We start from the raw sequence: 24,017 nt of genomic DNA, 5'->3' as shown, positions 1-24,017 counted from the left end.
CGATCAGACCTTCTCCAGTCCGAGGCCCGCCTTGATCCACTTGCTCGACTCGACGGAGATCCCCACCGCGCGGTCACCCGCGATCATGCGGGGCAGGGCGCGTTCGAGCTGGAAGAAGGGCAGGGCGTTGCCGGTGTTGCCGGTCTCGGTGACACAGGAGACCTCGTGCGCGTTCGGGACGTCGAGGCGGGCGGTGATCCTGGCGGTCATCACGCCGGAGAGCTGCGGCGGAAGCAGGTAGTCGATCTCGTCCTCCTTCCAGTCCAGGTGGTCGAGCAGCTCCGCGAGGACGTCGGCGGCGAGGCCCGGCACGGACTCCTCGATCGCCTTGTAGTCCTCGACCACCGGCGGCCGCTGCGAGTGGCGGTCGGCCCTGCCGAACCACTCGACGATCTGCCCGGGCGGCCGGCCGAGGCCGACGAGGGTGCAGAACACGTGCCGCAGCACCACCGGGTCGGGTCCCGGCTCCGTGCTCAGCACCGCGGCCCCCGCGCCGTCCCCGAACAGCACACCGTTGATCTGCTCGGCGGGCGGCAGGGCGGCGACGTCGGCGGTGACGTCGAAGTGCTTGGCGCAGGACTCGGTGCCGAGCACCAGTGCGGTGCGGTGCCGGCCGGTGCTCAGCATCTGGTGGGCGACGTCGAGGGCCTGGAACGCGCCGGTGCAGCCGGACTGCAACTGGTAGGCCGGGATGCCGTCGATGCCGAGCCGGTCGGCGATCACGTTCACGGTCGCGGGCATCAGCATCTCGGGAGAGGAGGTGCCCATCACCATGAGGTCCACGTCACCAGGGCCGATCCCGGCGGCCTCAAGGGCGCGGCGGCCGGCCTGCTCGCCGAGGTCGGCCGGGGTGTGCCGGATCTCGCCGGTGTCCAGATCGATCGCGAAGTGCCGCCTGCGGGTGCCCACGAAGGCGTCGATCCACTGCTCCCAGGCGCTGGGCATGCGGAACCGCCTGGCGAGTGCGGCGTTGTCGACGGCGGGGCCCGGCAGGGCGGTCCCGACCGAGCGGACATGGATGTCGGGAGAGTGCATCCTGCGCCTTTCTTTCCTCGCGGCCACTCCCGGTCATCCTGGGTCAACCGGCTAAAGCCGTTCTAGTCCGAAAGCGGGCGCACAGCCCCTCCGAACCGCTTTTCCGCCGCTGCGAACAGAAAGCCGGAAGTCCCGGCTTAGCTGCGCTTTAGCCGCACGGTGGACGGTGAACACAAGGCATGCAGGAATCCGGAGCAGCACACGGGAATTCCGGGACCGCGATCACGTCTGGAGCTGAAATGACGACGGCCGACAACGGCGCGCAGGCCAAGAACACCGCGGGCATCGACGAGCGGGCGGTCAACTCCGGTGCCGCGTTCCAGCAGGCGGAGCCCGATCCCGGCCCGGTGGACATCAGGGCCCTCGCGGTCGCGGCGGCCACCAGGGCCGGTCGCTACGTGGCGGGCCGCGACACCGTCGACGACGCGGTCGCCGCGTGCGTCGCCCGGGACGGCCTCACCGAGAAGATCCTCAAGCTCCGGATCAACGACGGCGGCCAGGAGGGCCTCGGCACCACCGTCGACTACGAGGACGCCATCCTCGACGCCGGGGGCACCGAGATCGGCAAGTCCACCAGCAGCGCGGTGGTGCTCTCCATGACCCCGCACATGTGGCAGATCCACCGGAGCACCGTCGAGCTGGCCGACGGCAGCTACGAGAGCAGCGGCCTGCTCGACGTGCACGCGATGATGCGCGGCATGACCCAGATCCTCCAGGTCACCGGCGTCAGCGGGCGCTACGAGGGCAAGTCGGGATACGCCACCATCACCATCGGCGACCCGACCCAGAAGCCGCCGAGCTACGCCATCTCCTTCGCGGTCTGCTGAACGCGCGCGACACGGGTACACGTACGCGTACGGGTGCGGGGGTGCCCGTGCGCGTACCGGCCGCCGCCGGCTCGCCGGGTGGTCGCGGCCGGTTCCCGCCGCAGCGGCGGGAACGAAACGGAAGGGCCACGCGGCGCCGCGTGGCCCTTTCCGGTGTTCCGGTGAGCCGTCAGGAGGCGGTGGGCGCCCCGAACCAGGTGCGCAGGGCCGTCGCCGGTGAGGCGTCCGCTGCCGCGTCCGCCACCGCCCAGGCCACCCGGCCGTCCGGACGCAGCAGCAGGGCGGCCGCCCCGATCTCGTCGGTCGGCTCGGCGACGGCCACCGCCACCCGGTCGCTCCAGCCGGCCGCCGCCTCGGCCCGGCGGCGCACGCCGGGCCCCGAGGGCGCCGGGGGAGCGCCCGCCCCGGACAGGTCGAGGAGCACCCCGCGGCCGCTGTGCAGCAGCCGGTACACCGATGTCGCCCCGTCCCCGGTGACCAGCGGCGCATCGGGCAGCCGGGTGCCCAGCAGCGGGTGCGGCTCGGCCCCGGCGGCCCCGTCGGGGCAGGCGAACGGGTAGCGGACGTCGAGGCCGCCGGCCATCTCCACCAGGTACGCGTTGACCTCGTCCAGTCGCACCAGTTCGGTGAACACGTCCCGCAGCGGCCCGACCCGGTCCATCGGGTGCATCAGCGCCATCTGGGCGCGGGTGGTGCGGCAGGCGCGGGCGCCGACCGGGTGCCGCTCGGCGTGGTAGGTGTCGAGCAGCCCCTCCGGGGCGCGGCCCCGGACCTCCGCGGCCAGCTTCCAGCCCAGGTTCACCGCGTCCTCCAGACCGGTGCTCAGGGCCTGGCCGCCGAGCGGGAAGTGCACGTGCGCGGCGTCACCGGCCACCAGCACCCGTCCCGCGCGGTACCGCTCGGCCTGCCGGGTGGGCGCGTACCAGTGCGCCAGCCACCGCGCGGTGCCGGTGTCCAGGCCGATGCCCGTGATCCGCTCCAGCGCCGCGTAGAGGTCGTCGCGGGTGAGCGGGGTGTCGGGCGCGACCTCGCGGTCGAACTCGCCGGTCGTCACCCTCAGCAGGTCGGGGCCCGCGGGCGCCACGGTGAAGAAGCCGGCGTCGTGCTGGTGGAAGCCGAGCAGCTCGAAGAGCTTGTCACCGCCTTCGACCGCGATGTCGCCGGTGATCCCGTGGAAGGCGCTGTCGACGCCGGGGAAGCCGATGCCCGCCAGACGGCGCACCGCGCTGTCACCGCCGTCGCAGCCCACCAGGTACGACCCGCCGACGCGCTCCTCGGTGCCGTCCGCCGCCCGGACGACGGCCGTGACGCCCCGCGCGTCCTGGTCGAGGCTGACGAGTTCGGCGTCCCGCCGGATCGTCACGCCCAGCGCCTCGGCCCGCTGCGCCAGGCGCAGCTCGACCTTGGAGTGCGGCACGGCGAAGGTGTACGGGTGGCGGGTGCCGAGGCGCTCCGGGTCCAGGAAGATGTGGGCGAAGTGCGCCCGCGGGAACTCGAAGCCGTCGCCCGCGAGCGACTCCATCAGACCGCGCTGGGCGAGGAGTTCCACCACCGCCGAGTTCACGGCCATGCCCCGCGACCGCTCGTTCGGCGCCGCCAGCCGCTCCAGGACGAGGACCGGCACGCCCGCCAGGCCCAGTTCGCAGGCCAGCATCATGCCGACGGGTCCGCCACCGGCGATGAGTACGGGTTCGGTCATGAGGAGACTCCTTGTCGGTACGGGGTGTCGGAGGCCGCGGTGTCGGAGGTCGCGGCGTCGCGGGCCGCGCCGCCGGTGGCACCGTCGGCGCCGGCCAGCTCGGCGTGCAGCAGGCGCGCGAGCGCGGCGGGGGTCGGGTGGTCGAAGGGCGCGGTGGGTTTGACGTCCACCCCGGCGGTGCGCATCCGGGTGGTCAGCTCCAGCGCGGTGAACGAGGAGAACCCCATGCCCAGGAAGTCGTCGTCGGGGCCGATGGACTCGGGGCCCGGACGGCCGAGCACGGCCGCGGCCTGCGCCCTGATCAGGTCGAGCAGCGCCTGGAGGAGTTCGCCGGGCGGCAGTTCGAGAAGCCGCGGCGCGGTCGGCGCGGGGGCGGCTTCGACGGCGTCCAGCACCCGGCGGGCCGCCGGGACGCCGCGCAGCAGTGCCGGTGCCGGGTCGGTGCCGAGCTGCGGCACCAGGCGCTCCCAGTCGATGTCGGCGACGACCAGCGACCGGCCGGCCAGCGCGGGCGCCCGCCCGATGAGCGCGGTCACGGCAGCCGCCGGTGCCGGGCGGACCGCGGACGGGAACGGGGTCGCGGTGTGCCGCTCGGTGAAAGGTGCCACCCGCAGTGACAGCGCCGGTGCCCCGGCGGCGGCCCGGTGCGCCATGACGGCGTCGAGCGCCGCGTGCCCGGGTGCCGGGTTGCCGAGACCGGGGAGCCCGAGGGCACCGGACAGCAGGGAGACGGTGACGAACAGCGGCACGCCGCCGGCGCCGGACGGTGCACGGGTCAGGGCGTCCAGATGGGCGCCCGCGGCCTGTTCGGTCAGGCCCCGCCCGATCCCGCCGGCGGTCACGGGACGTGCGGGGCCGGCGTCCGCGGTGACGTGGAGGACCGCGGTCAGCGGCCGGTCGGCGGGCACCACGGCCAGCAGGTCCGCCACCGCGCGGCGGTCTGTCAGGTCGCAGGTGACGGCGCGCACCCGGTCGCCGAGGTCCGTGCGGAGCCGGGCGACCTCCGGGTGCCCGGCGTCCTCGGCGGCTAGGGGCAGCAGGACGTGCGCCCCGTCGTGTCCGGCGACCCAGCGCGCGGTGCCGGCGCCCAGTTCGGTGGCCGCACCGGTGACCAGCACCGTGCCGTGCGGCCGCCAGTCGTCGGCCGCGCCGGGGTCCCGCGGCAGCGCGGCGGGCACCAGGCGGCGCGCGAAGAGGCCGGCGGGGCGCAGGGCGACCTGGCGCTCCGTGCCGTCCGCCGCCAGCAGGGCGGCCAGCCACCGCGCGGTGCCGTCCGCGGGCCGGTGCGGAAGGTCGAGCAGGCCGAGGCGGAGCCCCGGGAGGTCGGCGGCGAGCGCCTGGCCCAGGCCCCACAGGGCCGCCTGGGGGATGTCGTCGGGAGCGTCCTGGGGCAGGACCGCGCGGGCGCCGCTGGTGGCGATCCACAGCGGCGCCGTCACACCCGCCTCGCCCAGGGCCTTGACGAGGGCGAGGGTGGCGGTGAGACGGGGAGCGGGATCCTGGCGAATGCCGCCGGTGCCCTCGGGCGCTGCCGCGGCGGTGCCGTGACCGGCGGCCGGGCGAGCGCCGGACAGGGCCAGCAGGGACAGCACGCCGTCGACGGGCGGCTCCGCGGCGAGCCGCTCCCGCAGCCGCCGCCCCAACTCGGTACCGCCGTCCGCACCGGCACCCGCACCGCCGTCCGCACCGGCACCCGCACCGTCCCGGCCCGCCACCGGTACCTCGAACGGCACGATGCGCAGGCCCTGGGCGGCCAGCGCGCCCAGCAGTTCGCCGACCTGTCCGCCGGTCGGTGCCCCGGCCGCGTCATCGGCCGTTCGCCCGGTCGGTCCGCCGGTCGTGTCGCCGGTCGTGTCGTCGCCCGGTCCGGCCTCCGGCGCCGGGACCGGTACCAGCCAGGTGCCCTCGGGGCGTCCGGTCGGGGCGGCCAGCGGCTCCCAGACGGTGCGGTAGTGCCGCCGGCCACTGCGCCGGTGGGCGGCGAGGGCCGGGAGGAGCGTCTTCAGTGCCGCGCGGCCCTCGCCGCCGACCTCCAGAGCGGCGGCGAGGCCCTCCAGGTCCTCCTGCTCCACGGCGCTCCAGAACTCCGCCCCGTCCGCCCGGGCCCCGTCCGCCCTGGCCCCGGCCGCGGCCGTCCCGGCGGGCGGTGCGTCGATCCAGTAGCGGCGGTGCCGGAAGGCGTAGGTGGGCAGCTCGACGGTGCGGGCACCGCGCTCGGCGAAGAACGCGGCCCAGTCGACCGGACGGCCCCGGGTGTGGGCGTGGGCCAGCGCGCCCAGGAACGTCTGGGTCTCAGGACGGCGGGCGCGCAGCGCGGGCACCGGTACCGCCGCGGTGTCCGCGTCCGCGTCTGCGTTCGCGTCCGTGTTCGAGCCGCCGTCCGGTCCCGCGGTGAGGCAGGCCGCGGCCATCGGGGTCAGGACGGCGTCCGGGCCCAGTTCGAGGCAGGTGGCCACGCCCTCGGCGCGCAGCGCGGCCACCCCGTCGGCGAAGCGGACCGCGTCCCGTGCGTGCGCCACCCAGTACCCGGGGTCGCCGATCTCCTCGGCGGTGGCCACCCTGCCGGTGAGGTTGGACACCACGGGGATGCGCGGCGGGTGGTGCACGAGGCTCTCGGCCACCGCCGCGAACTCCGCGAGCATGGGCGCCATCCGCGGCGAGTGGAAGGCGTGGCTGACCCGCAGCCGCCGGGTCTTGCAGCCGCGCTGCGCGAAGGCGGCGGCGAGCGCGAGGACGGCGTCCTCGTCGCCGGAGACGACGGTGGAGGCGGGCCCGTTGACGGCGGCCACCGCCATCCCGGGCGCCGCGGCCCCCTCCTTCCCGCAGGCGTCGAGGGCGGCCCGTACGTCCGCCTCGGGTGCCTGCACGGAGACCATCGCGCCGCCCTCGGGCAGCCGCTGCATCAGCCTGCCGCGCGCGGCGACCAGGGTGCAGGCGTCGGCGAGGGTGAGCACGCCGGCCGCGTGCGCGGCGGCCAGCTCGCCGATGGAGTGGCCCATCACGTAGTCGGGCGTGAGGCCGTAGTGCTCGAAGAGCCGGAAGAGGGCGACCTCCACGGCGAACAGGGCGGCCTGCGTGTAGGCGGTCTCGTCGAGCAGTGCGGCGTCCCGGGTGCCGCGGGTGGGCCACATCACGGCCTTCAGGGGCCGTTCGAGGTGCGGGTCCAGCAGCGCGCACACCTCGTCGAGCGCGCGGGCGAAGGCGGGGAACGCGGCGTACAGGCCCTGGCCCATGCCGTGGTGCTGCGAGCCCTGCCCGGAGAACAGGAACGCCAGCCGGCCGGCGGACGCGGTGCCCCGGACGACGTTGCCCGCCGGCTGGTCCCCGGCGAGGAAGCCGAGGCGCTGGAGGAACTCGTCGCGGTGCCCGGCGATGACGACCGCGCGGTGCGTGAGTGCGGCGCGGGTGGTGGCCAGCGAGCGGCCGATGTCGTCGGCGGACAGCTCGGGGCGGTCCACCACGAAGGCGCGCAGCCGCTCGGCCTGGGCGCGCAGCGCGCCCGCGCTCGCGGCGGAGACCACCCAGGGCGCCGGTACGTCGGCACCCTGCGCGGCTCCCGCCGCGTACTCCGCTCCCGCCGCGCTCCCGGTGGCCGCCGGTGCCGCCGCGGCCGCCTCCGGCGCCGCCTCCAGGATGAGGTGGGCGTTGGTGCCGCTGATGCCGAACGACGACACGGCGGCCCGCCGCGGCCGGTCAGCGGCCGGCCAGGGCGCCTCCTCGGTGAGCAGCGAGACGGCACCCGTACTCCAGTCGACGTGCGGCGAGGGGCGCTCGGCGTGCAGGGTCCTCGGCAGCACGCCGTGCCGCATCGCCTGCACCATCTTGATGACCCCCGCGACGCCCGCGGCGGCCTGGGTGTGGCCGATGTTGGACTTGATCGAGCCGAGCCGAAGCGGCCGGTCCGCGGGCCGGTTCCTGCCGTAGACGGCGAGCAGGGCCTGCGCCTCGATGGGGTCGCCGAGGCTGGTGCCCGTGCCGTGTGCCTCCACCACGTCGACGTCCGCCGGGGACAGCCGCGCCGCCCGCAGGGCCTGGTGGATCAGCCGTTGCTGGGAAGGGCCGTTGGGCGCCGTCAGGCCGTTGCTCGCGCCGTCCTGGTTGACCGCCGAGCCCGTGACGAGGGCGAGCACCCGGTGCCCGTGCCGCCGGGCGTCCGCAAGACGCTCCAGCGCGACCAGGCCGACGCCCTCGGACCAGCCCGCGCCGTCCGCGTCCGCAGAGAACGACTTGCAGCGGCCGTCCGGTGCCATGCCGCGCTGCCTGCTGAACTCGACGAACAGCGTCGGAGTGGCCATCACGGTCACCCCGCCCGCGAGCGCCGTGTCGCACTCGCCGGCGCGCAGCGCCTGGCAGGCCAGGTGCAGTGCCACCAGCGACGACGAGCACGCCGTGTCGACGGTGACCGCGGGGCCTTCGAGGCCGAGCGCGTAGGAGACGCGTCCCGAGGCGATGCTGCCCGCGCTGCCGTTGCCGAGCAGGCCCTCGTACGCGCCGCCGCCGGAGCCCATCAGCCGTGCGCCGTAGTCCCCGTACATCACGCCCGCGAACACACCCGTCGGCGTGCCGCGCAGCGCATGGGCGTCGATGCCGGCGCGCTCCAGGGCCTCCCAGGCGACTTCGAGCAGCAGCCGCTGCTGCGGGTCCATCGCCATGGCCTCGCGCGGGCTGATCCCGAAGAACTCCGCGTCGAAGTCGGCGGCGTCGTAGAGGAAGCCGCCTTCGCGCGCGTAGGACGTGCCGGGGTGCTCCGGGTCGGGGTGGTGCAGGCCCGGGTCCCAGCCGCGGTCGCCGGGGAAGGCCGAGACCGCGTCGGTGCCCTCCGACACCAGCCGCCACAGGTCCTCGGGGTCCCGCACCCCGCCCGGGTAGCGGCAGGCCATGCCGACGATCGCGATCGGCTCGCGGCGCACCGCCTCGGCCTGGGCCAGCCGCTGCCGGGTCTCGTGCAGTTCGGCGGTGACCCGCTTGAGGTAGTCGACGAGTTTCTTCTCGTTCGTCTGGTCGGTCATCTCTCTCAGTCCCTGTGAGCCGGTGCGTACGGGCCGGTGCGGTGTTCCCGCGGGCGGTCAGCCGTCGCCCAGCTCCCTGTCGATGAAGTCGAAGATCTCCTCGGCGGATGCCGCCTCGATCTGCTCGCGGACGCTTCCCGCGCCGTCGTCCGCGGCCTCCTCGGGCCCGGCGAAGCGCTCCGTCAGCGACCTGAGCCTGCGGGTGACCTGCGCGCTCCCGTCGCCGTCGGGCGCGAGCGCCGCCAGTGCCGCCTCGATACGGTCGAGGTCGGCCAGCACCGCGGCGGACGCGGACACCTCGCCCGGTGCGATCTCGCCCCGCACGTATCCGGCCAGCGCATCGGCCGTCGGGTGGTCGAAGACGAGCGTGGCGGGCAGCCGCAGGCCGGTGACGGCGCCGAGGCGGTTGCGCAGCTCCACCGCCATCAGCGAGTCGAAGCCCATCTCCTTGAAGGCGCGTTCCGGTTCGATGCCGGCCGGTGTGTCGTGGCCGAGGACCGCGGCGATCTGGGCGCGGACCGCGTCCAGCACGATGCGGTGCTGCTCGGCCCCGGTGCGGCCGGCCAGGCGCTGCGGCAGGGCGGCGCCGCCGGACTCGGCGCGCCGGGCCGGGGTGCGCACCAGGCCGCGCAGGACCGGCGGCAGCACCCCGGCGGCCGCCTGCCGGTGCAGGGCCGCGGTGTCCAGCCGCGCGGGCAGCACCAGCGGGTCCCCGCCGGCCAGTGCGGCGTCCAGCAGCGCGAGCGCGTCGTCGGTCGCCAGCGGTGCGAGGCCGCCGCGGTTCATCCGGCCGCTGTCGGCGTCCTTCAGATGGCCCGTCATGCCGGAACCCTCCGCCCACAGGCCCCAGGCGAGCGAGGTGGCGGGCAGCCCCTGCGCGCGGCGGTGGGTGGCGAGGGCGTCCAGGAAGGTGTTGGCGGCGGCGTAGTTGGCCTGCCCCGGGGCGCCGAGGGTGCCGGCGAGGGACGAGAAGAGGACGAACGCCGCGAGTCCGCTGCCGGCGGTGGCCTCGTGCAGGTTCCAGGCGGCGTCGGCCTTGGGCCGCAGGACGGTGTCCAGGCGGTCCGGGGTGAGGGCCCCCACGGTGGCGTCGTCCAGGACGCCCGCGGCGTGGACGACGGCGGTCAGCGGGCGCTCCGGCGGGAGTTGCGCGAGCAGCTTCCCGACGTCCCCGGCGTCCGCGGTGTCGCAGGCGGTGACGGTGACCTGGGCGCCTCGGCCGGTCAGTTCGGCGGCCAGCTCCCGCGCGCCGGGCGCGTCCGGGCCGCGGCGGCTGGTCAGCAGCAGGTGCCGCACGCCGTGCCGGGTGACCAGGTGGCGCGCCACGAGGGCGCCGAGGGTGCCGGTGCCGCCGGTGACGAGGACGGTGCGCTCCGGGTCGAGCACCCCGCCCTGTCCCGTCCGGGCGTCCTCGGGCGCCGGCTTGGCGAGCCGGGGGACGAACGCCTGACCGGCCCTGACCGCGATCTGCGGCTCGTCCGTCGCCAGCGCCCCGGCGACCACGGCCGACACGTCGGTGGTGCCGGTGAGTGCGGTGATTGCGGTGGTGCGGGTGGTGCCGGGCGCGGCTGCCGCTGACGTGGTGGCGGCCGTGTCGGAGGTGTTCTCGGCATCCAGCAGCACGAACCGGCCGGGGTTCTCCGACTGGGCGCTGCGCACCAGGCCCCATACCGAGGCGCCGGCCAGGTCCGCCGCGCCGGAGCCGTCGCCCGCGGCGACCGCGCCCCGGGTGACGACGACCAGCCGGGCGGCGGCGAGCCGCTCGTCGGCCAGCCAGCCCTGGACCAGGGCGAGGACCTGCGAGGCCGCGGCCCGTGCCGCCGCGGCGGGCGACGGGCCCGGCTCCACGGCGGGCGCCGCGAGGACCAGCTCGGGGGCCGGATCGCCCGCTTCGACCGCCTTGCGCAGCGCGGCCAGATCGGGGTAGCCGTCCACCGCGGTGCCGTCCGGGAGGAGTGCGGCGGGCAGCTCGCCGAGGACGGCCCACGCGCCGCGCCCCGGTGCCTGCGGCACCGTCAGCGGCACCCAGTCCAACCGGTAGAGCGCTCCCGAGCGGCCGGCGGGCGCGAGCTGCGCCGCGTCGACGGGCCGCAGTCGCAGCGCCGCCACGGAGGCGACCGGCGCGCCCGTGCCGTCCGCCGCCTCCAGCGCGACCGCGCCCTCGCCCGCGGGCGCGATCCGCACCCGCAGCGTCCTTGCGCCGGTGGCGTGCAGCGTGACACCGCTCCACGAGAACGGCAGCAGCGCCCCGCCCCCCGCCCCCGGCCCGGCCGCCGGCAGGTCCTTGGAACCGGCCACCGACAGGGCCACGGTGTGCAGTGCGGCGTCCAGCAGCGCGGGGTGCAGGCCGAAGCCCGTCACCTCGGTGTCCTCGGGCAGGTCGACCTCCGCGAAGTACTGCCCGTCCTGCTGCCACGCGGCCCGCAGGCCCTGGAAGACGGGGCCGTAGCCCAGTCCGATCCCGGCGAACCGCTGGTATAGGTCACCGGTGTCGACCGGGGTGGCGCCCGGCGGCGGCCAGGCGGTCGGGCCGGACGGCTGGGGGGCGGCGGGCGCGGTCCCGGCGAGCAGACCGGTGGCGTGCCGGGTCCAGGCGATGTCGGCGGTGGCGCCCTGTGGCCGGGAGTGCACGGCGAGCGTCCGCCGGCCCGCCCCGTCGGGCGCGTCGACGACGACCTGGAGCTGGACGGCGTCCTCGGCCGCCAGCACCAGCGGCGCCTGGAGCGTCAGGTCCTCCAGCGTGCACCCGCCGGCCCCGGCCTGCTCGGCGGCGCCCAGGGCGAGTTCGACGAAGGCGGTGCCGGGGAGGACGACCGTGTCCAGGACGGTGTGGTCGGCCAGCCACGGGTGGCTGCGCAGCGAAAGACGTCCGGTCAGGACGTGTCCGGCACCGTCGGCGAGCGCGAGCGCCGCGCCCAGCAGCGGGTGCCCGGTGCCGTCGAGGCCCGCCGACCCGACGTCCCCGGCGGCACCGGACGGCTCCAGCCAGTACCTGCGCCGCTGGAAGGGGTAGGTGGGCAGCGGGACGCCGGCTGCGGGGGTCCGCGGTGCCGGGAGGGTGCTCGGCCAGTCCACGGCGGTGCCGTGCACGTGAGCCTGCGCCAGTGCGGCGAGGAACTCCGCCGGGCCCTCCCTGTCACGCCTGAGCGTGCCGATCGCGACGGCCGCCGCGGCCCCGACGGCCGCGACTTGGCGGTCCCCGCCGCGGGAGCCGTCCGCGCCGCCGGAACCGTCCGCGCCGCGGGCGCCGCCCTGGCTTCCGGTGCCCGCGCCACCCGTGAAGTTCTGTTCCAGGCCGAAGGTGAGCACCGGGTGCGGGCTCGCCTCGACGAACAGCCGGTGGCCGCCCTCCAGCAGTGCCGCGGTGGCCTGCGCGAGCTGCACCCGCTGCCGCAGGTTGGTGTACCAGTACGCGGCGTCGAGCCCGGCCGTGTCCAGCTCCGCGCCGGTGACCGTCGAGTAGAACGGCACGCTGCCGGTGCGGGGGCGGACGGGGGCCAGCAGCCGCAGCAGTTCGTCGCGGATGGGCTCGATGTGGGCGCAGTGCGAGGCGTAGTCCACGGGGATCATCCGGGCGCGCACGTCCCCGGCCCGGTAGGCGTCGACGAGGTCCCGTACGGCGTCCGGGTCGCCTGAGACGACGGTGGCCGCCGGGCCGTTGACGGCCGCGACGCTGATCCGCCCGCCCCATCCGGCCAGTTCCTCCTCGACCTCGGCGGCGGACGCGGGCACGGACGCCATGGCGCCGGTACCGGCGAGCGCCGTCAGCGCCCTGCTGCGCAGTGCCACCACGCGGGCCGCGTCGTCCAGGGAGAGGCCGCCGGCGACGTAGGCGGCGGCGATCTCGCCCTGGGAGTGCCCGATCACCGCGTCGGGCCGTACGCCGTGCGCCATCCACAGGTGGGCGAGCGAGGTCATCACGGCGAACAGCGCGGGCTGCACCACGTCGACCCGCTGGAGGTCGGCCGCGCCCGGTGCGCCGCGCAGTACGTCGACGAGGTCCCAGTCGGTGTACCGCCCGAGCGCCTCGGCGCAGGCGCCCAGGTGCTCCGCGAACGCGGGGAAGCGCTCGGCGGCGTCCAGCAGGTCCACCGCCATGCCCGCCCACTGCGAGCCCTGCCCGGGGAAGACGAAGACGGTACGGCCGGGTGCGGGGGCCGCCACGCCCCGCACCAGGAGCGAGCCGGGTTCGCCGGCGGCGAGCGCGTGCAGCCCGGTCAGGAACTCCTCGCGGTCGTGGCCGATGACGACGGCGCGGTGCGCGAACGTCTCGCGGGTGGTCGCCAGCGCGTGCGCCACCTGTTCCGGCGTGGCCCCGGGGTGTGCGCGCACGTGCGCGGCGAGCCGTCCGGCCTGCTCGTGCAGCGCCTCCTCGGTGCGGGCGGAGACCGCCCAGGGCAGCACGGCCGCCGTCCGCGGCGCCCCGTCGCCGTCCGCGGCGGCGTTGCCGTGCGCGGCGTCGCGGTCGTCCGCGGCCTGCGCCTGTTCCAGGATGACGTGGGCGTTGGTGCCGCTGATGCCGAACGCGGACACGGCGGCGCGGCGCGGGCGGCCGGTGTCGGGCCAGGCGACGGCTTCGTCGAGCAGCCGCACGGCGCCGGACTCCCAGTCGACGTGCGGGCTGGGTTCCTCGGAGCCGAGCGACCTGGGCAGCACCCCGTGCCGCATCGCCTGGACCATCTTGATGACGCCCGCGATGCCGGCGGCGGCCTGGGTGTGGCCGATGTTGGACTTGATCGAGCCGAGCCACAGCGGCCGATCGGCGCTCCGCTTGCTGCCGTAGGTGGCGAGCAGGGCCTGTGCCTCGATGGGGTCGCCGAGGCTGGTGCCGGTGCCGTGCGCCTCCACCGCGTCGATGTCGGACGGTGCCAGACCGGCGCCGGCCAGGGCCTTGGTGATGACCCGCTGCTGGGAGGGGCCGTTGGGGGCGGTGAGTCCGTTGCTCGCGCCGTCCTGGTTGACGGCGGAGTCCCGCACCACGGCGAGCACCCGGTGGCCGAGGCGCTCGGCGTCCGAGAGCCGCTCGACGAGCACGAGACCGACGCCCTCGCCCCAGCCAGTGCCGTCCGCGCCGGCCCCGAACGGCTTGCACCGCCCGTCGGGGGCGAGGCCGCGCTGCTTGCTGAACTCGATGAAGATGCCCGGAGCGGCCATCACGGCGACGCCGCCCGCCAGCGCCATGTCGCACTCGCCGCCGCGCAGTGCCCGGCAGGCCGAGTGCAGGGCGACCAGCGACGAGGAGCACGCCGTGTCCACGGTGATGGCGGGGCCCTCCAGACCGAGCGTGTAGGCGATGCGGCCTGAGGCGACGCTGCTGGTGGTGCCCGTCAGCAGGAAGCCCTCCACCGCGGACGGGGTGCCCGCCGCGCCGGCCGCGTAGTGCTGGCCGGACATCCCGACGAACACGCCGGTCTGGCTGCCGCGCAGGGTGCCGGGAGCGATGCCGGCGTCCTCCAGGGTCTCCCACGCGGTCTCCAGGAGGAGCCGCTGCTGCGGGTCGGTGGCCAGCGCCTCACGGGGGCTCATGCCGAAGAACTCGGCGTCGAAGAGGGCCGCGTCGTGCAGGAATCCGCCCTCCTTGACGTAGGTGGTGCCGGGCCGGTCCGGGTCCGGGTCGAAGAGCCCCTCCAGGGGCCAGCCGCGGTCGGTGGGGAAGGCGGTGATGCCGTCGCGGCCCTCGGCGACGAGGTCCCACAGGTCGTCGGGGGAGTGCACGCCGCCGGGGTAGTGGCAGGCCATGCCGACGATCGCGATCGGCTCCCCGGCGTCCGGGGCGAGCGCGCGGGGTGCGGGCCCGGCGGTGGCGTCCGCCGTGCCCCCACCGACCAGCTCGGCCAGGTGGGCGGCGAGCGCGGTCGCGGTCGGGTGGTCGAAGACGAGGGTGGCGGGCAGTTGGAGACCGGTCGCGTTGCCGAGCCGGTTGCGCAGTTCGACGGCGGTCAGCGAGTCGAAGCCGAGGTCCTTGAAGGGGCGGTCCTGCGGTACCGCGTCCGCGGTGCTGTGGCCGAGCGCGTCCGCGATGTTCTCCCGCACCAGCCGGAGCAGCAGATGGTCGCGGTCGGCGGCGCCGAGCCCGGCCAGTCGCTGCTTCAGCGCCGAGGGGGTGCCGCGCCGGGCGGCCTGTGCGCGGGGTGCGGTGCCTGTCCGGCCGTCCAGCAGAGCGCGCAGCGCGGGCGGGAGGGTACCGGCGTCCGCGGCGGAGGCGAGCGTCGCCGCGTCGAGAGCGGCCGGCACCAGCACCGGCCGCGGGTCGGCCAGCGCCGCGTCGAAGAGCGCCAGCGCCTCGGGCGTCGGCAGCGGCACCAGGCCGGTGCGGCCGAGGCGGCCGCGGATCGCGTCGTCCTGGCCGCCGGCCATGCCGCCGGCCTGAGCCCACAGGCCCCAGGCGAGCGAGGTGGCGGGCAGTCCCCGGGCGCGGCGGTGGGTGGCGAGGGCGTCAAGGAAGGTGTTGGCGGCGGCGTAGTTGGCCTGCCCCGGGGCGCCGAGGGTGCCGGCGACGGACGAGTAGACGACGAAGGCGGCGAGGTCGAGGCCCCGGGTGAGCCGGTGCAGGTGCCAGGCCGCGTCGGCCTTGGGCCGTAGCACCGTGTGGATCCGCTCCGGGGTGAGGGCCCCCACGGTGGTGTCGTCCAGGACGCCCGCGGTGTGGATGACGGCGGTCAGCGGGCGGTCGTCCGGGACGGCCGCGAGCAGGTCGCCCACGGCGCCGGGGTCGGCGGCGTCGCAGGCGGCCACGGTCACCTCGGCGCCGAGCGCCGTGAGTTCCGCCCTCAGCTCGCCCGCCCCGGCGGCGTCGGCGCCGCGGCGGCTGGTGAGCAGCAGGTGCCGGACGCCGTGCCGGGTGACGAGGTGCCGGGCGAGCACCGAGCCGAGCGCGCCGGTGCCGCCGGTCACCAGGACGGTGCCCTCGGGGTCGAGGGCGGGCGGCAGTGTCAGCGCCAGCTTGCCGGTGTGCCGGGCCTGGCTCATGAACTTGAACGCCTCGGGTGCCTGGCCCATGTCGAAGGCCAGTACGGGCAGCGGCCGCAGCACCCCGGCGTCGAACAGCTCCAGCAGCGCCGTGAACATCTCGTGCATCCGGTCGGGCCCGGCCTCGATCAGGTCGAACGCACGGTAGGCGACGCCGGGACGGGCACCCGCGACCTGCTCGGCGTCGCGGATGTCGGACTTGCCCATCTCCAGGAACCGGCCGCCGCGCGGCAGCAACCGCAGCGAGGCGTCGACGAACTCGTGGGCGAGCGAGTCCAGCACCAGGTCGACGCCTTCGCCGCCGGTGGCGGCCATGACCTGCCGCTCGAAGTCGAGTGTCCGCGAGTTCGCGATGTGCGCGTCGTCCAGGCCCGCCCCGCGCAGGACGTCCCACTTCGGAGGACTCGCGGTGCCGAACACCTCGGCGCCCAGGTGCCGGGCGAGCTGGGTCGCGGCCATGCCGACGCCGCCGGCCGCCGAGTGGATCAGGATCCGCTGCCCCGGCCGGAGCCCGCCCAGGTCGACCAGGCCGTAGTACGCGGTCAGGAACGCGATCGGCGTGGTGGCGGCCTGGGCGAACGACCAGCCGTCCGGGATCCGGACCAGCATCCGGTGGTCGGTGACCGCCGTGTCGGCCATGCAGCCGCTGAACAGCCCCATCACCCGGTCGCCCGGCACCAGACCGGTCACCCCGGGGCCGACGCCGGTGACCACGCCCGCGGCCTCGCTGCCGACGAGAGCCCTGCCCGGGTACATGCCGAGCGCGATGAGCACGTCGCGGAAGTTCAGCCCCGCGGCACGCACCGCGATGCGCACCTGGCCCTCGGCCGGCTCCCCGGCCACGTCCTCGGCGGGCACCACCGCCAGGTCGTCGACGGTGCCCGGCGCGGCGACGTCGATCCGCCAGGGACCGCCGTCCCGCGGCACGGCCAGCGCGGGCGCGCCCGCCCTCACGAGCCTGGCCACCCACGGCTTCCCGTCGCGCACCGCGATCTGCGGCTCGCCGGCCGCCAGCGCGGCGGGCAGCACGTCGACGGCGGCACGGCCCGCCGCACCGGCCTCCAGGTCCACCAGGACGAAGCGGCCCGGGTTCTCCGTCTGCGCGGAGCGCAGCAGCCCCCACACCGAGGCGGCGGCGAGGTCGGCGACCGGCTCGCCGGCCCGTGTGCCGACGGCGCCGCGGGTCAGCACGGCCAGCCGCGCCCCGGCGGGCGCCCCGCCGCCCAGCCACTCCTGCACGAGGCCCAGCGCCCGGACGGCGGCGAGGTGGGCCCCGGCAGCCGGATCGGCGCCGCCGGCGGGCGGGCAGGCGGCCAGCACGACATCGGGCACCGGGGCGCCCGAGCCGATCGCCGCCCGCAGCGCCACCAGGTCCGGATAGCCCTCGGCGTCGACCCCGGCCGGCACCGGGGTGTCGTCGCCGAGCACCGCCCAGCGCCCCGCGGCGGGCCCGGTGCCGGTGTCCGGCGCGGGCACCCAGTCGAGCCGGAGCAGCCAGTCGTGGCCGGTGCGCGCCGACGCGAGCTGTTCGGCGCTGACCGGCCGCGCGGTGAGCGAGCCGACCGAGGCGACCGGTGTGCCGTCGGCGTCGGCGACCGTCAGCGCCACCTCGTCCCGGCCGGTGGCCGAGACGCGTACCCGCAGCCGGTCGGCGCCCGCCGAGTGCAGCGACACGCCTGCCCAGGCGAACGGCAGCTTCGGCCGCCGCGGCGCGCCGGCCGGGTCGTCGTGCAGGACGGCCGCCTGGAGCGCGGCGTCCAGCAGCGCCGGGTGCAGCCCGTAGCGGCCGGTGTCGGCGTCCGCACCCTCGTCGAGGGCGACCTCCGCGTAGACGTCGTCGCCGAGCCGCCATGCGCCGCGCAGACCGCGGAAGTGCGGGCCGTAGGACAGGCCGGCGGCCTCGAAGCGTGCGTAGAGCCCTTCGACGTCCAGTGCGCGGGCGCCGGGCGGTGGCCAGGCACCGGCGGCGAAGGCGGTGTCCGCCGCGGCGGGCGCGCCCGCCGCGAGCAGACCGGTGGCGTGGCACGTCCACGCGCCGCTCTCCGCGGCCGTGTCGCCGGCGGGGTGCGGGCGCGAGTGGATGGCGACCGGGCGGCGGCCCGACTCGTCCGGGGCGTCCACCTGCACCTGGAGCTGCACCGCGGCCCGCGGCGCGAGCACCAGCGGCGCCCGCAGCGTGAGCTCGGCGACCTCCTGGCAGCCGACGTGCCGGGCGCCCTGGAGGGCGAGTTCGACGAAGGCGGTGCCGGGCAGCAGGACACTGCCGAGGACCACGTGGTCGGCCAGCATCGGATGGGTGGCGTCCGAGATCCGGCCGGTCAGCAGGTGGACGTCGGTGGCGGCCAGCGACATCGTCGCGCTCAGCAGCGGATGGCCCGCCGGGCCAGGGCCCACCGCCGACACGTCGCCGAGGACGGCGGAGACGTCCGGCCAGAACCTGCGCCGCTGGAAGGCGTAGGTGGGCAGCTCGACGCGCCGCGCCCCGCCGAGCAGCGCGGCCCAGCGGACGCCGTGGCCCTGCACGTGCAGGCCCGCCACGGCGGCCATGAGCGTGCGCGTCTCGGGGCGGCCGCGGCGGCAGCCGGCGAGCAGGACGGTGTCCGCCTGCGCGGCGGCGCCGCCCGTGTCCTGGCCGGCGGCGAGGCAGGCGGCGGCCATGGCCGTCAGGGTGGCGTCGGGGCCGAGTTCCAGGCAGGTCGCCACGCCCAGATCGGCCAGGTAGCGCACGCCCTGGTGGAAGAGGACGGCGCCGCGGACGTGGTCGACCCAGTAGTCGGCGGCGCGCAGCCGCTCCGGGTCGGCGAGCGTGCCGGTGAGGTTGGAGACGACGGGGATCTCGGGCCGCCGGAAGTCGAGCCCGGCGGCGACGCGGCGGAACTCGGCCAGCATCGGCTCCATGCGCGCCGAGTGGAAGGCGTGGCTGACGGCCAGCCGCTTCGTCCTGCGGCCCCGCGCGGCCCAGTCCGCGGCGAGCGCGAGAACGGCGCCCTCGTCACCGGAGACCACGGTGGCGGCGGGCCCGTTCACGGCGGCGACGTCGACCCCGGCGTGGTCGCCGAGTGAGGCACGCACCTCGTCCTCGGCGGCCTCCAGCGCCACCATGGCGCCGCCCGCGGGCAGTTCCTGCATCAGCCGGCCGCGGGCGGCGACCAGCGTGCAGGCGTCCGCCAGCGACAGCACCCCGGCGACGTGCGCCGCCGTCAGCTCCCCGACGGAGTGCCCGATGAGCACGTCGGGCGTCACGCCCCAGTGCGCCAGCAGCCGGAACAGCGCCGTCTCGAACGCGAACAGCGCGGCCTGGGTGTACACGGTCAGATCGAGAAGCGCCGCCTCCGCGCTGTCCGCGGCGGCGAACATGACCTGCTTCAGCGGCCGGTCGAGCCGCGGGTCGAGCAGGGCGCACACCTCGTCGAGCGCGGCCGCGAACACCGGGAACGCCTCGTACAGGTCACGGCCCATGCCCGGCCGCTGGCTGCCCTGCCCCGAGAACAGGAACGCGACCCGGCGCCCCTTCGCGGCCCCGCCCCCGGCGCCGGGCACCTCGCCCCGCACCAGGTGGCCCGTGCTCTCACCGGCGGCCAGCGCGTCGAGGCCGGAGCGCAGCGCCGCGCCGTCCGCGGCGAGCACGGCCGCCCGGTGGGCGAAGTGGGTGCGGGTGGTGGCCAGCGAGAACGCCAGGTCCGCCGGCTCGGCCCCGGTGCCGGCGGAACCGACGAGGTCCCGCAGCCGGGCCGCCTGCCCGCGCAGCGCCTCCTCGGTGCGTGCCGACACCACCAGCGGCAGCGGCACGCCGGGGGGCACCCCGAGGTCGGGCCCGTCCGCGGCCTGCCCCGTGCCGCCGTCCTCGGGCGCGGCGGCCGGCACAGGCGCGGGCGGCGCCTCCTGGAGGATGACGTGGGCGTTGGTGCCGCTGATGCCGAACGACGACACGGCAGCGCACCGCGGGTGGTCACTCGCCGGCCACGGCGTCGCCTCGGTCAGCAGCCGGACCCCGCCCGCGCTCCAGTCGACGTGCGGGGTCGGTTCGTCGACGTGCAGGGTCCTCGGCAGCACGCCGTGCCGCATGGCCTGCACCATCTTGATGATGCCCGCGACACCCGCGGCGGCCTGGGTGTGGCCGATGTTGGACTTGATCGAGCCGAGCCACAGCGGCCGGTCCGCGGGCCGGTCCCTGCCGTACGTGGCGAGCAGGGCCTGTGCCTCGATCGGATCACCGAGGGTCGTGCCGGTGCCATGGCCCTCCACGGCGTCCACGTCCTCGGGGCCCAGGCCCGCCGCCGCCAGGGCGGCACGGATCACCCGCTGCTGGGAGGGGCCGTTGGGGGCGGTGAGGCCGTTGCTCGCGCCGTCCTGGTTGACGGCGGTGCCGCGGATCACCGCGAGCACCGGATGCCCGTTCCTGCGCGCCTCCGACAGCCGCTCCAGCAGCAGCACGCCGGCGCCCTCGCCCCAGCCGGTGCCGTCCGCGGCGGCCGCGAACGCCTTGCAGCGGCCGTCCGGGGCCAGCCCGCGCTGCCTGCTGAACTCGGTGAAGACGGTCGGCGTCGCCATCACCGTCGCACCGCCCGCGAGCACCATTTCGCACTCGCCGCTGCGCAGTGCCTGGCAGGCCAGGTGGATCGCGACCAGTGACGCGGAGCAGGCCGTGTCCAGTGTGACGGCGGGCCCCTCGAAACCGAGCGCGTACGACACCCGGCCGGACACCACGCTCGCCGAGTTGCCCGTCGCGAGATACCCCTCGACGGCCTCCAGGTGGCCCAGCAGCAGCCGCGCGTAGTCCTGGCCGTTGGTGCCGGTGAACACGCCCACCGGGCGGCCCCTGAGATCGGCGGGTACGATGCCGGCCCGCTCAAGCACCTCCCACGACGCCTCGAGCAGCAGCCGCTGCTGGGGGTCCATCGCCAGCGCCTCGCGCGGGTTGACGCCGAAGAACTCGGCGTCGAACGCGTCCGCGTCCCCGACGAAGGCGCCCTCACGCGCATACGTCCTGCCGGTGCTGTCCGGGTCGGCCGCGTACAGCGCCTCCGTGTCCCAGCCGCGCGCCGCGGGGAACTCCCCCATGGTGTCGGCGCCGTCGGCCAGCAGCCGCCACAACTCCTCCGGGGAGCCGGCGCCGCCCGGGAAGCGGCAGCTCATCGACACGATCGCGATGGGCTCGTGCTCCCTGGCCTCGGCGTCACGCAGCCGGCGGTTCGCCCTCTTGAGGTCCGCGGTCGCACGCCTGAGGTAGTCGCGCAGCCTCGCCTCGTTCACGGTGGCGGCCTGCCCGCCCGAAACAGCATTCATCGGACCTCATCAACTCCGGAGATACCGAGCTCGTTGTCGAGGACGTCAAAGAGCTCTTCGTCGGTCACCGACGCCATGTCGTCGGCGTGGTCGGCGTGGTCGGCGTGGTCGGCGTCGGTGGGGAACGCGTCGCCCGCGTCGGACGGCGTCGCCTCGACGGCGCCGGTCAGCCTCCTGAGCACCAGACGCAGGCGCGCGGTGGCCCTCGCGTGCGCCTCCTTGCCGGGCGGGATCGCCAGCAGGGCGCCCTCCAGACGCTCCAGGTCCGCCAGCACCTGCGCGTGCGCGCCGTCCGCCCCTGCAACCAGCTCGCCGCGCAGGTACTCCGCCAGCGCGGCCGGGGTCGGGTAGTCGAACGCCAGCGTGGCGGGCAGCCGGTGCCCGGTGGCGGTGCCCAGCCTGTTGCGCAACTGCACCGCGATCAGCGAGTCGAACCCCAGGTCCCTGAAGGCCCTCTCCGGGTCGACGGCATCCGCCGACGCGTGCCCCAGCACGGCCGCGACCTGAGCACACACCAGGTCGAGCAGCACGGCCCGCTGCTCGTCGGGGGAGAGGCCGGCCAGCCGCCCGGCCAGCGGCGGACCCGCCGCGCCGGCCCGCCGCGCCGGCACCCGCACCAGTGCCCGCAGCACCGGCGGCACGGGCGCCGCGCCGGCCTGCGCGTGCAGCGCCGCCACGTCCAGCCGCACCGGCAGCAGCAGCGGACGGCCCTCGGCCAGTGCCGTACTGAACAGCGCGAGACCCTCGTCGGCGGTGAGCGGCACGATGCCGCCGCGCGCCAGCCGGTCCCGCGCCGCCCCGTCCAGTTCCTCGGACATGCCGCCCGCCGCGTCCCACAGCCCCCAGGCCAGTGATGTCGCGGGCAGCCCCAGCGCGTGCCGGTGCTGGGCGAGCGCGTCCAGGAACGTGTTGGCGGCCGCGTAGTTGGCCTGTCCCGGGTTGCCCAGTGTGCCGGTCGCCGAGGAGAACAGCACGAACGCCTTCAGGTCCAGTCCCCGGGTGAGGTGGTGGAGGTGCCAGGCCGCGTCGGCCTTCGGCCGCAGCACCGCGTCCAACCGCCCCGGGTCCAGCGAGGTGACCACCGCGTCGTCGAGGACACCGGCGGAGTGCACCACCGCCGTCAGGGGATGCGCCGCGGGCACCGACGCCAGCAGCCCGGCCAGCGCCGTGCGGTCCGCGGCGTCGCAGGCGGCGACGGTGACCTCGGCGCCCATGCCGGCCAGCTCGGCCTCCAGCTTCCGCGCCGCCTCGCTGTCCGGTCCCCGCCTGCTGGTCAACAGCAGGTGCCGCACCCCGTGCTCGGCGACCAGGTGCCGGGCCACCAGACCACCCAGCAGCCCCGTACCACCGGTGATCAGCACCGTCCCGTCCGGATCGAGGCCCACCGGCTCCCCGTGCTCCGCCGCGGCCCGGGCCCGCGTGAGGCGCGGTGCGAGCAGCGCCCCGGCGCGCACCGCCACCTGCGGCTCACCGCAGGCCAGCGCCGCGGACAGGACACCGCGCGAGGCGGCCCGGCCGTCCGTGTCGAGGAGCAGGAAACGGTCCGGGTGCTCCGCCTGCGCGGACCGCAGCAGACCCCACGCCGCCGCACCGGCCAGGTCGGCCACCTCCTCGCCGTCCCGCACCGCCACCGCGTTCCCGGTGAGCACCGCGAGCCGCGCCCCGGCCAGCCGGTCGTCGGCGAGCCAGTCCTGAACCTCCTTCAGGATCCGGTGCGTCGTGCGGTGCGCCGCCGCCGCCGGATCCGCAGCGCCGGACGCGTCGTGCGGCAGCACCACCCACTCGGGCACCGGAGCACCGGCGTCCAGGGCGGCGCTCAGCGCCGCCACGTCCGCGTGGACCGGCACCTCCTCGCCGACCCCGTCCCCACCGTCGCCGAGCACCGCCCAGTCCGGGGCCACGGCCCGGCCGGACGCCACCACCGGCAGCCACTCCAGCCCGAACCACGCGTCCTGCCGCTCCCGGCCGCTGCGCACCTGCTCCGGCGACACGGGCCGCAACGCCACCGAGTCCACCGTCACCACCGGCGCGCCCCCGGTGTCCGTGCACCACACGCTCACGGCGTCCGGCCCGGCCGGCCGCACCCGGGCCAGCAGCTTCGAGGCACCCGTGGCGTACACGGTGACTCCCGTCAGCGTCCCGGGCAGGCGCAGCCGCGGCCGGTCTCCGCCCGCCCCCGGCACGCCGAGCAGCACCGGGTGCAGCACGGCGTCCAGCAGTGCCGGATGCACGCCGAAACCGTCCGTGCCGGTGTCCTCGGGCAACTCGGCCGCCACGAACAGCTCGCCGTCCCGCTCCCACACCGAGTCGAGTCCCTGGAAGACGGGGCCGTGCCCGAGACCGGCCGCCACCAGCCTCTCGTACAGGCCCTGTACGTCCACGGACCTCGCGCCGGCCGGCGGCGTGCCCGGCACCTCGCCCCCGTCCGCGGCCCCGGCCGCCACCGGAGCGAGCGTTCCGGTGGCGTAGCGCTGCCACGACGCGTCGTCCACGCCTTCCGGCCGTGCGTGCACCGCCACCGGCAACCGCCCGTCACCACCGCTCCCGACGGTCACCCGCACCTGCACCGCGCCCTGCTCGGGCACGACGAGCGGCGCGTCCAGCTCCAGCCGCTCCAGGCGGTCACAGCCGACCCGGCCACCGGCGTGCAGCGCCAGGTCCGCCAGCACACCCGCGGACAGCACCACCGTGCCGAGCACCGCATGGTCACCCAGCCACGGCTGTGCGGTCAGCGACAACCGGCCCGTGAAGACCACGCCCTGACCGTCCGGGAGGTCCACCGCGGCCCCCAGCAGCGGGTGCCCGGCGTCGTCGAGCCCCGCGGAGAGCGCGTCCCCGGCCGGCGGCGCCGCATCGATCCAGTACCGCCGCCGCTGGAAGGCGTAGGTCGGCAGGTCGACCGTGCGTGCCGTCCCGCCGCCGCCCAGGAACTCCGGCCAGCTCGGCGCGGCCCCGTGCACGTGCGCTGTGACGACGGCCTGCACGAGCGTCGCCACCTGCGGCCGGTCGTGGCGTTGGGTGGGGATGACGGTGGGGACGAGGGCGGTGGTGTCGGGGTGTGGGCTGGGGTTCGCCTGGGTGTGGGTGTGGGTTTCGGTGATGAGGCTGGTGAGGGCGGGGTGGGGGGCGAGTTCGAGGTAGGTGGTGGTGTGGTGTTGGTGGTGGAGGGTGGTGATGCCTTGGTGGAAGTGG

General features: G+C 76.4%; 6 protein-coding genes. 1 reads left to right on the top strand and 5 read right to left on the bottom strand.

The genetic code is table 11. From position 1 onward, the window contains the following. Positions 1-3: 3 nt before the first annotated feature. Positions 4-1,035: a 3-oxoacyl-ACP synthase III family protein gene (locus IE313_RS33040; RefSeq protein WP_189938816.1), complete on the bottom strand. Its 1,032-nt coding sequence runs from the start codon at positions 1,033-1,035 to the stop codon at positions 4-6. Positions 1,036-1,274: 239 nt separating this feature from the next. On the opposite strand from IE313_RS33040, the gene IE313_RS33035 reads away from it, so the two are divergent. Then, the gene (locus IE313_RS33035; protein WP_189938814.1) at positions 1,275-1,862 is read left to right on the top strand and encodes an allene oxide cyclase barrel-like domain-containing protein; all 588 of its coding nucleotides are present in this window, start codon (positions 1,275-1,277) and stop codon (positions 1,860-1,862) included. Positions 1,863-2,031: 169 nt separating this feature from the next. On the opposite strand, the gene IE313_RS33030 is transcribed toward IE313_RS33035, so the two are convergent. From IE313_RS33030 to IE313_RS33015, 4 genes are all read right to left on the bottom strand, one after another. Further along, the gene (locus IE313_RS33030) at positions 2,032-3,561 is read right to left on the bottom strand and encodes an FAD-dependent monooxygenase (protein WP_189938812.1); all 1,530 of its coding nucleotides are present in this window, start codon (positions 3,559-3,561) and stop codon (positions 2,032-2,034) included. Further along, on the bottom strand, positions 3,558-8,579 hold the full coding sequence (locus IE313_RS36270; RefSeq protein WP_444546259.1) for a type I polyketide synthase: 5,022 nt from the start codon (positions 8,577-8,579) through the stop codon (positions 3,558-3,560). Before IE313_RS36270 ends, IE313_RS33030 begins: the two co-directional genes overlap by 4 nt. A gap of 48 nt (positions 8,580-8,627) precedes the next feature. Next, entirely contained in the window at positions 8,628-20,825 is a 12,198-nt protein-coding gene (locus IE313_RS33020) for a type I polyketide synthase (RefSeq protein WP_189938808.1), read from the bottom strand. Continuing rightward, a partial coding sequence (locus IE313_RS33015; protein ID WP_189938806.1) for a type I polyketide synthase occupies positions 20,822-24,017 on the bottom strand: 3,196 nt, incomplete at its 5' end. The genes IE313_RS33020 and IE313_RS33015, both read right to left, overlap by 4 nt.

This window comes from Streptomyces sulfonofaciens (genome assembly GCF_014656295.1).
Classification (GTDB): domain Bacteria; phylum Actinomycetota; class Actinomycetes; order Streptomycetales; family Streptomycetaceae; genus Streptomyces; species Streptomyces sulfonofaciens.
This window is presented reverse-complemented; position numbering and strand designations above follow the sequence as displayed.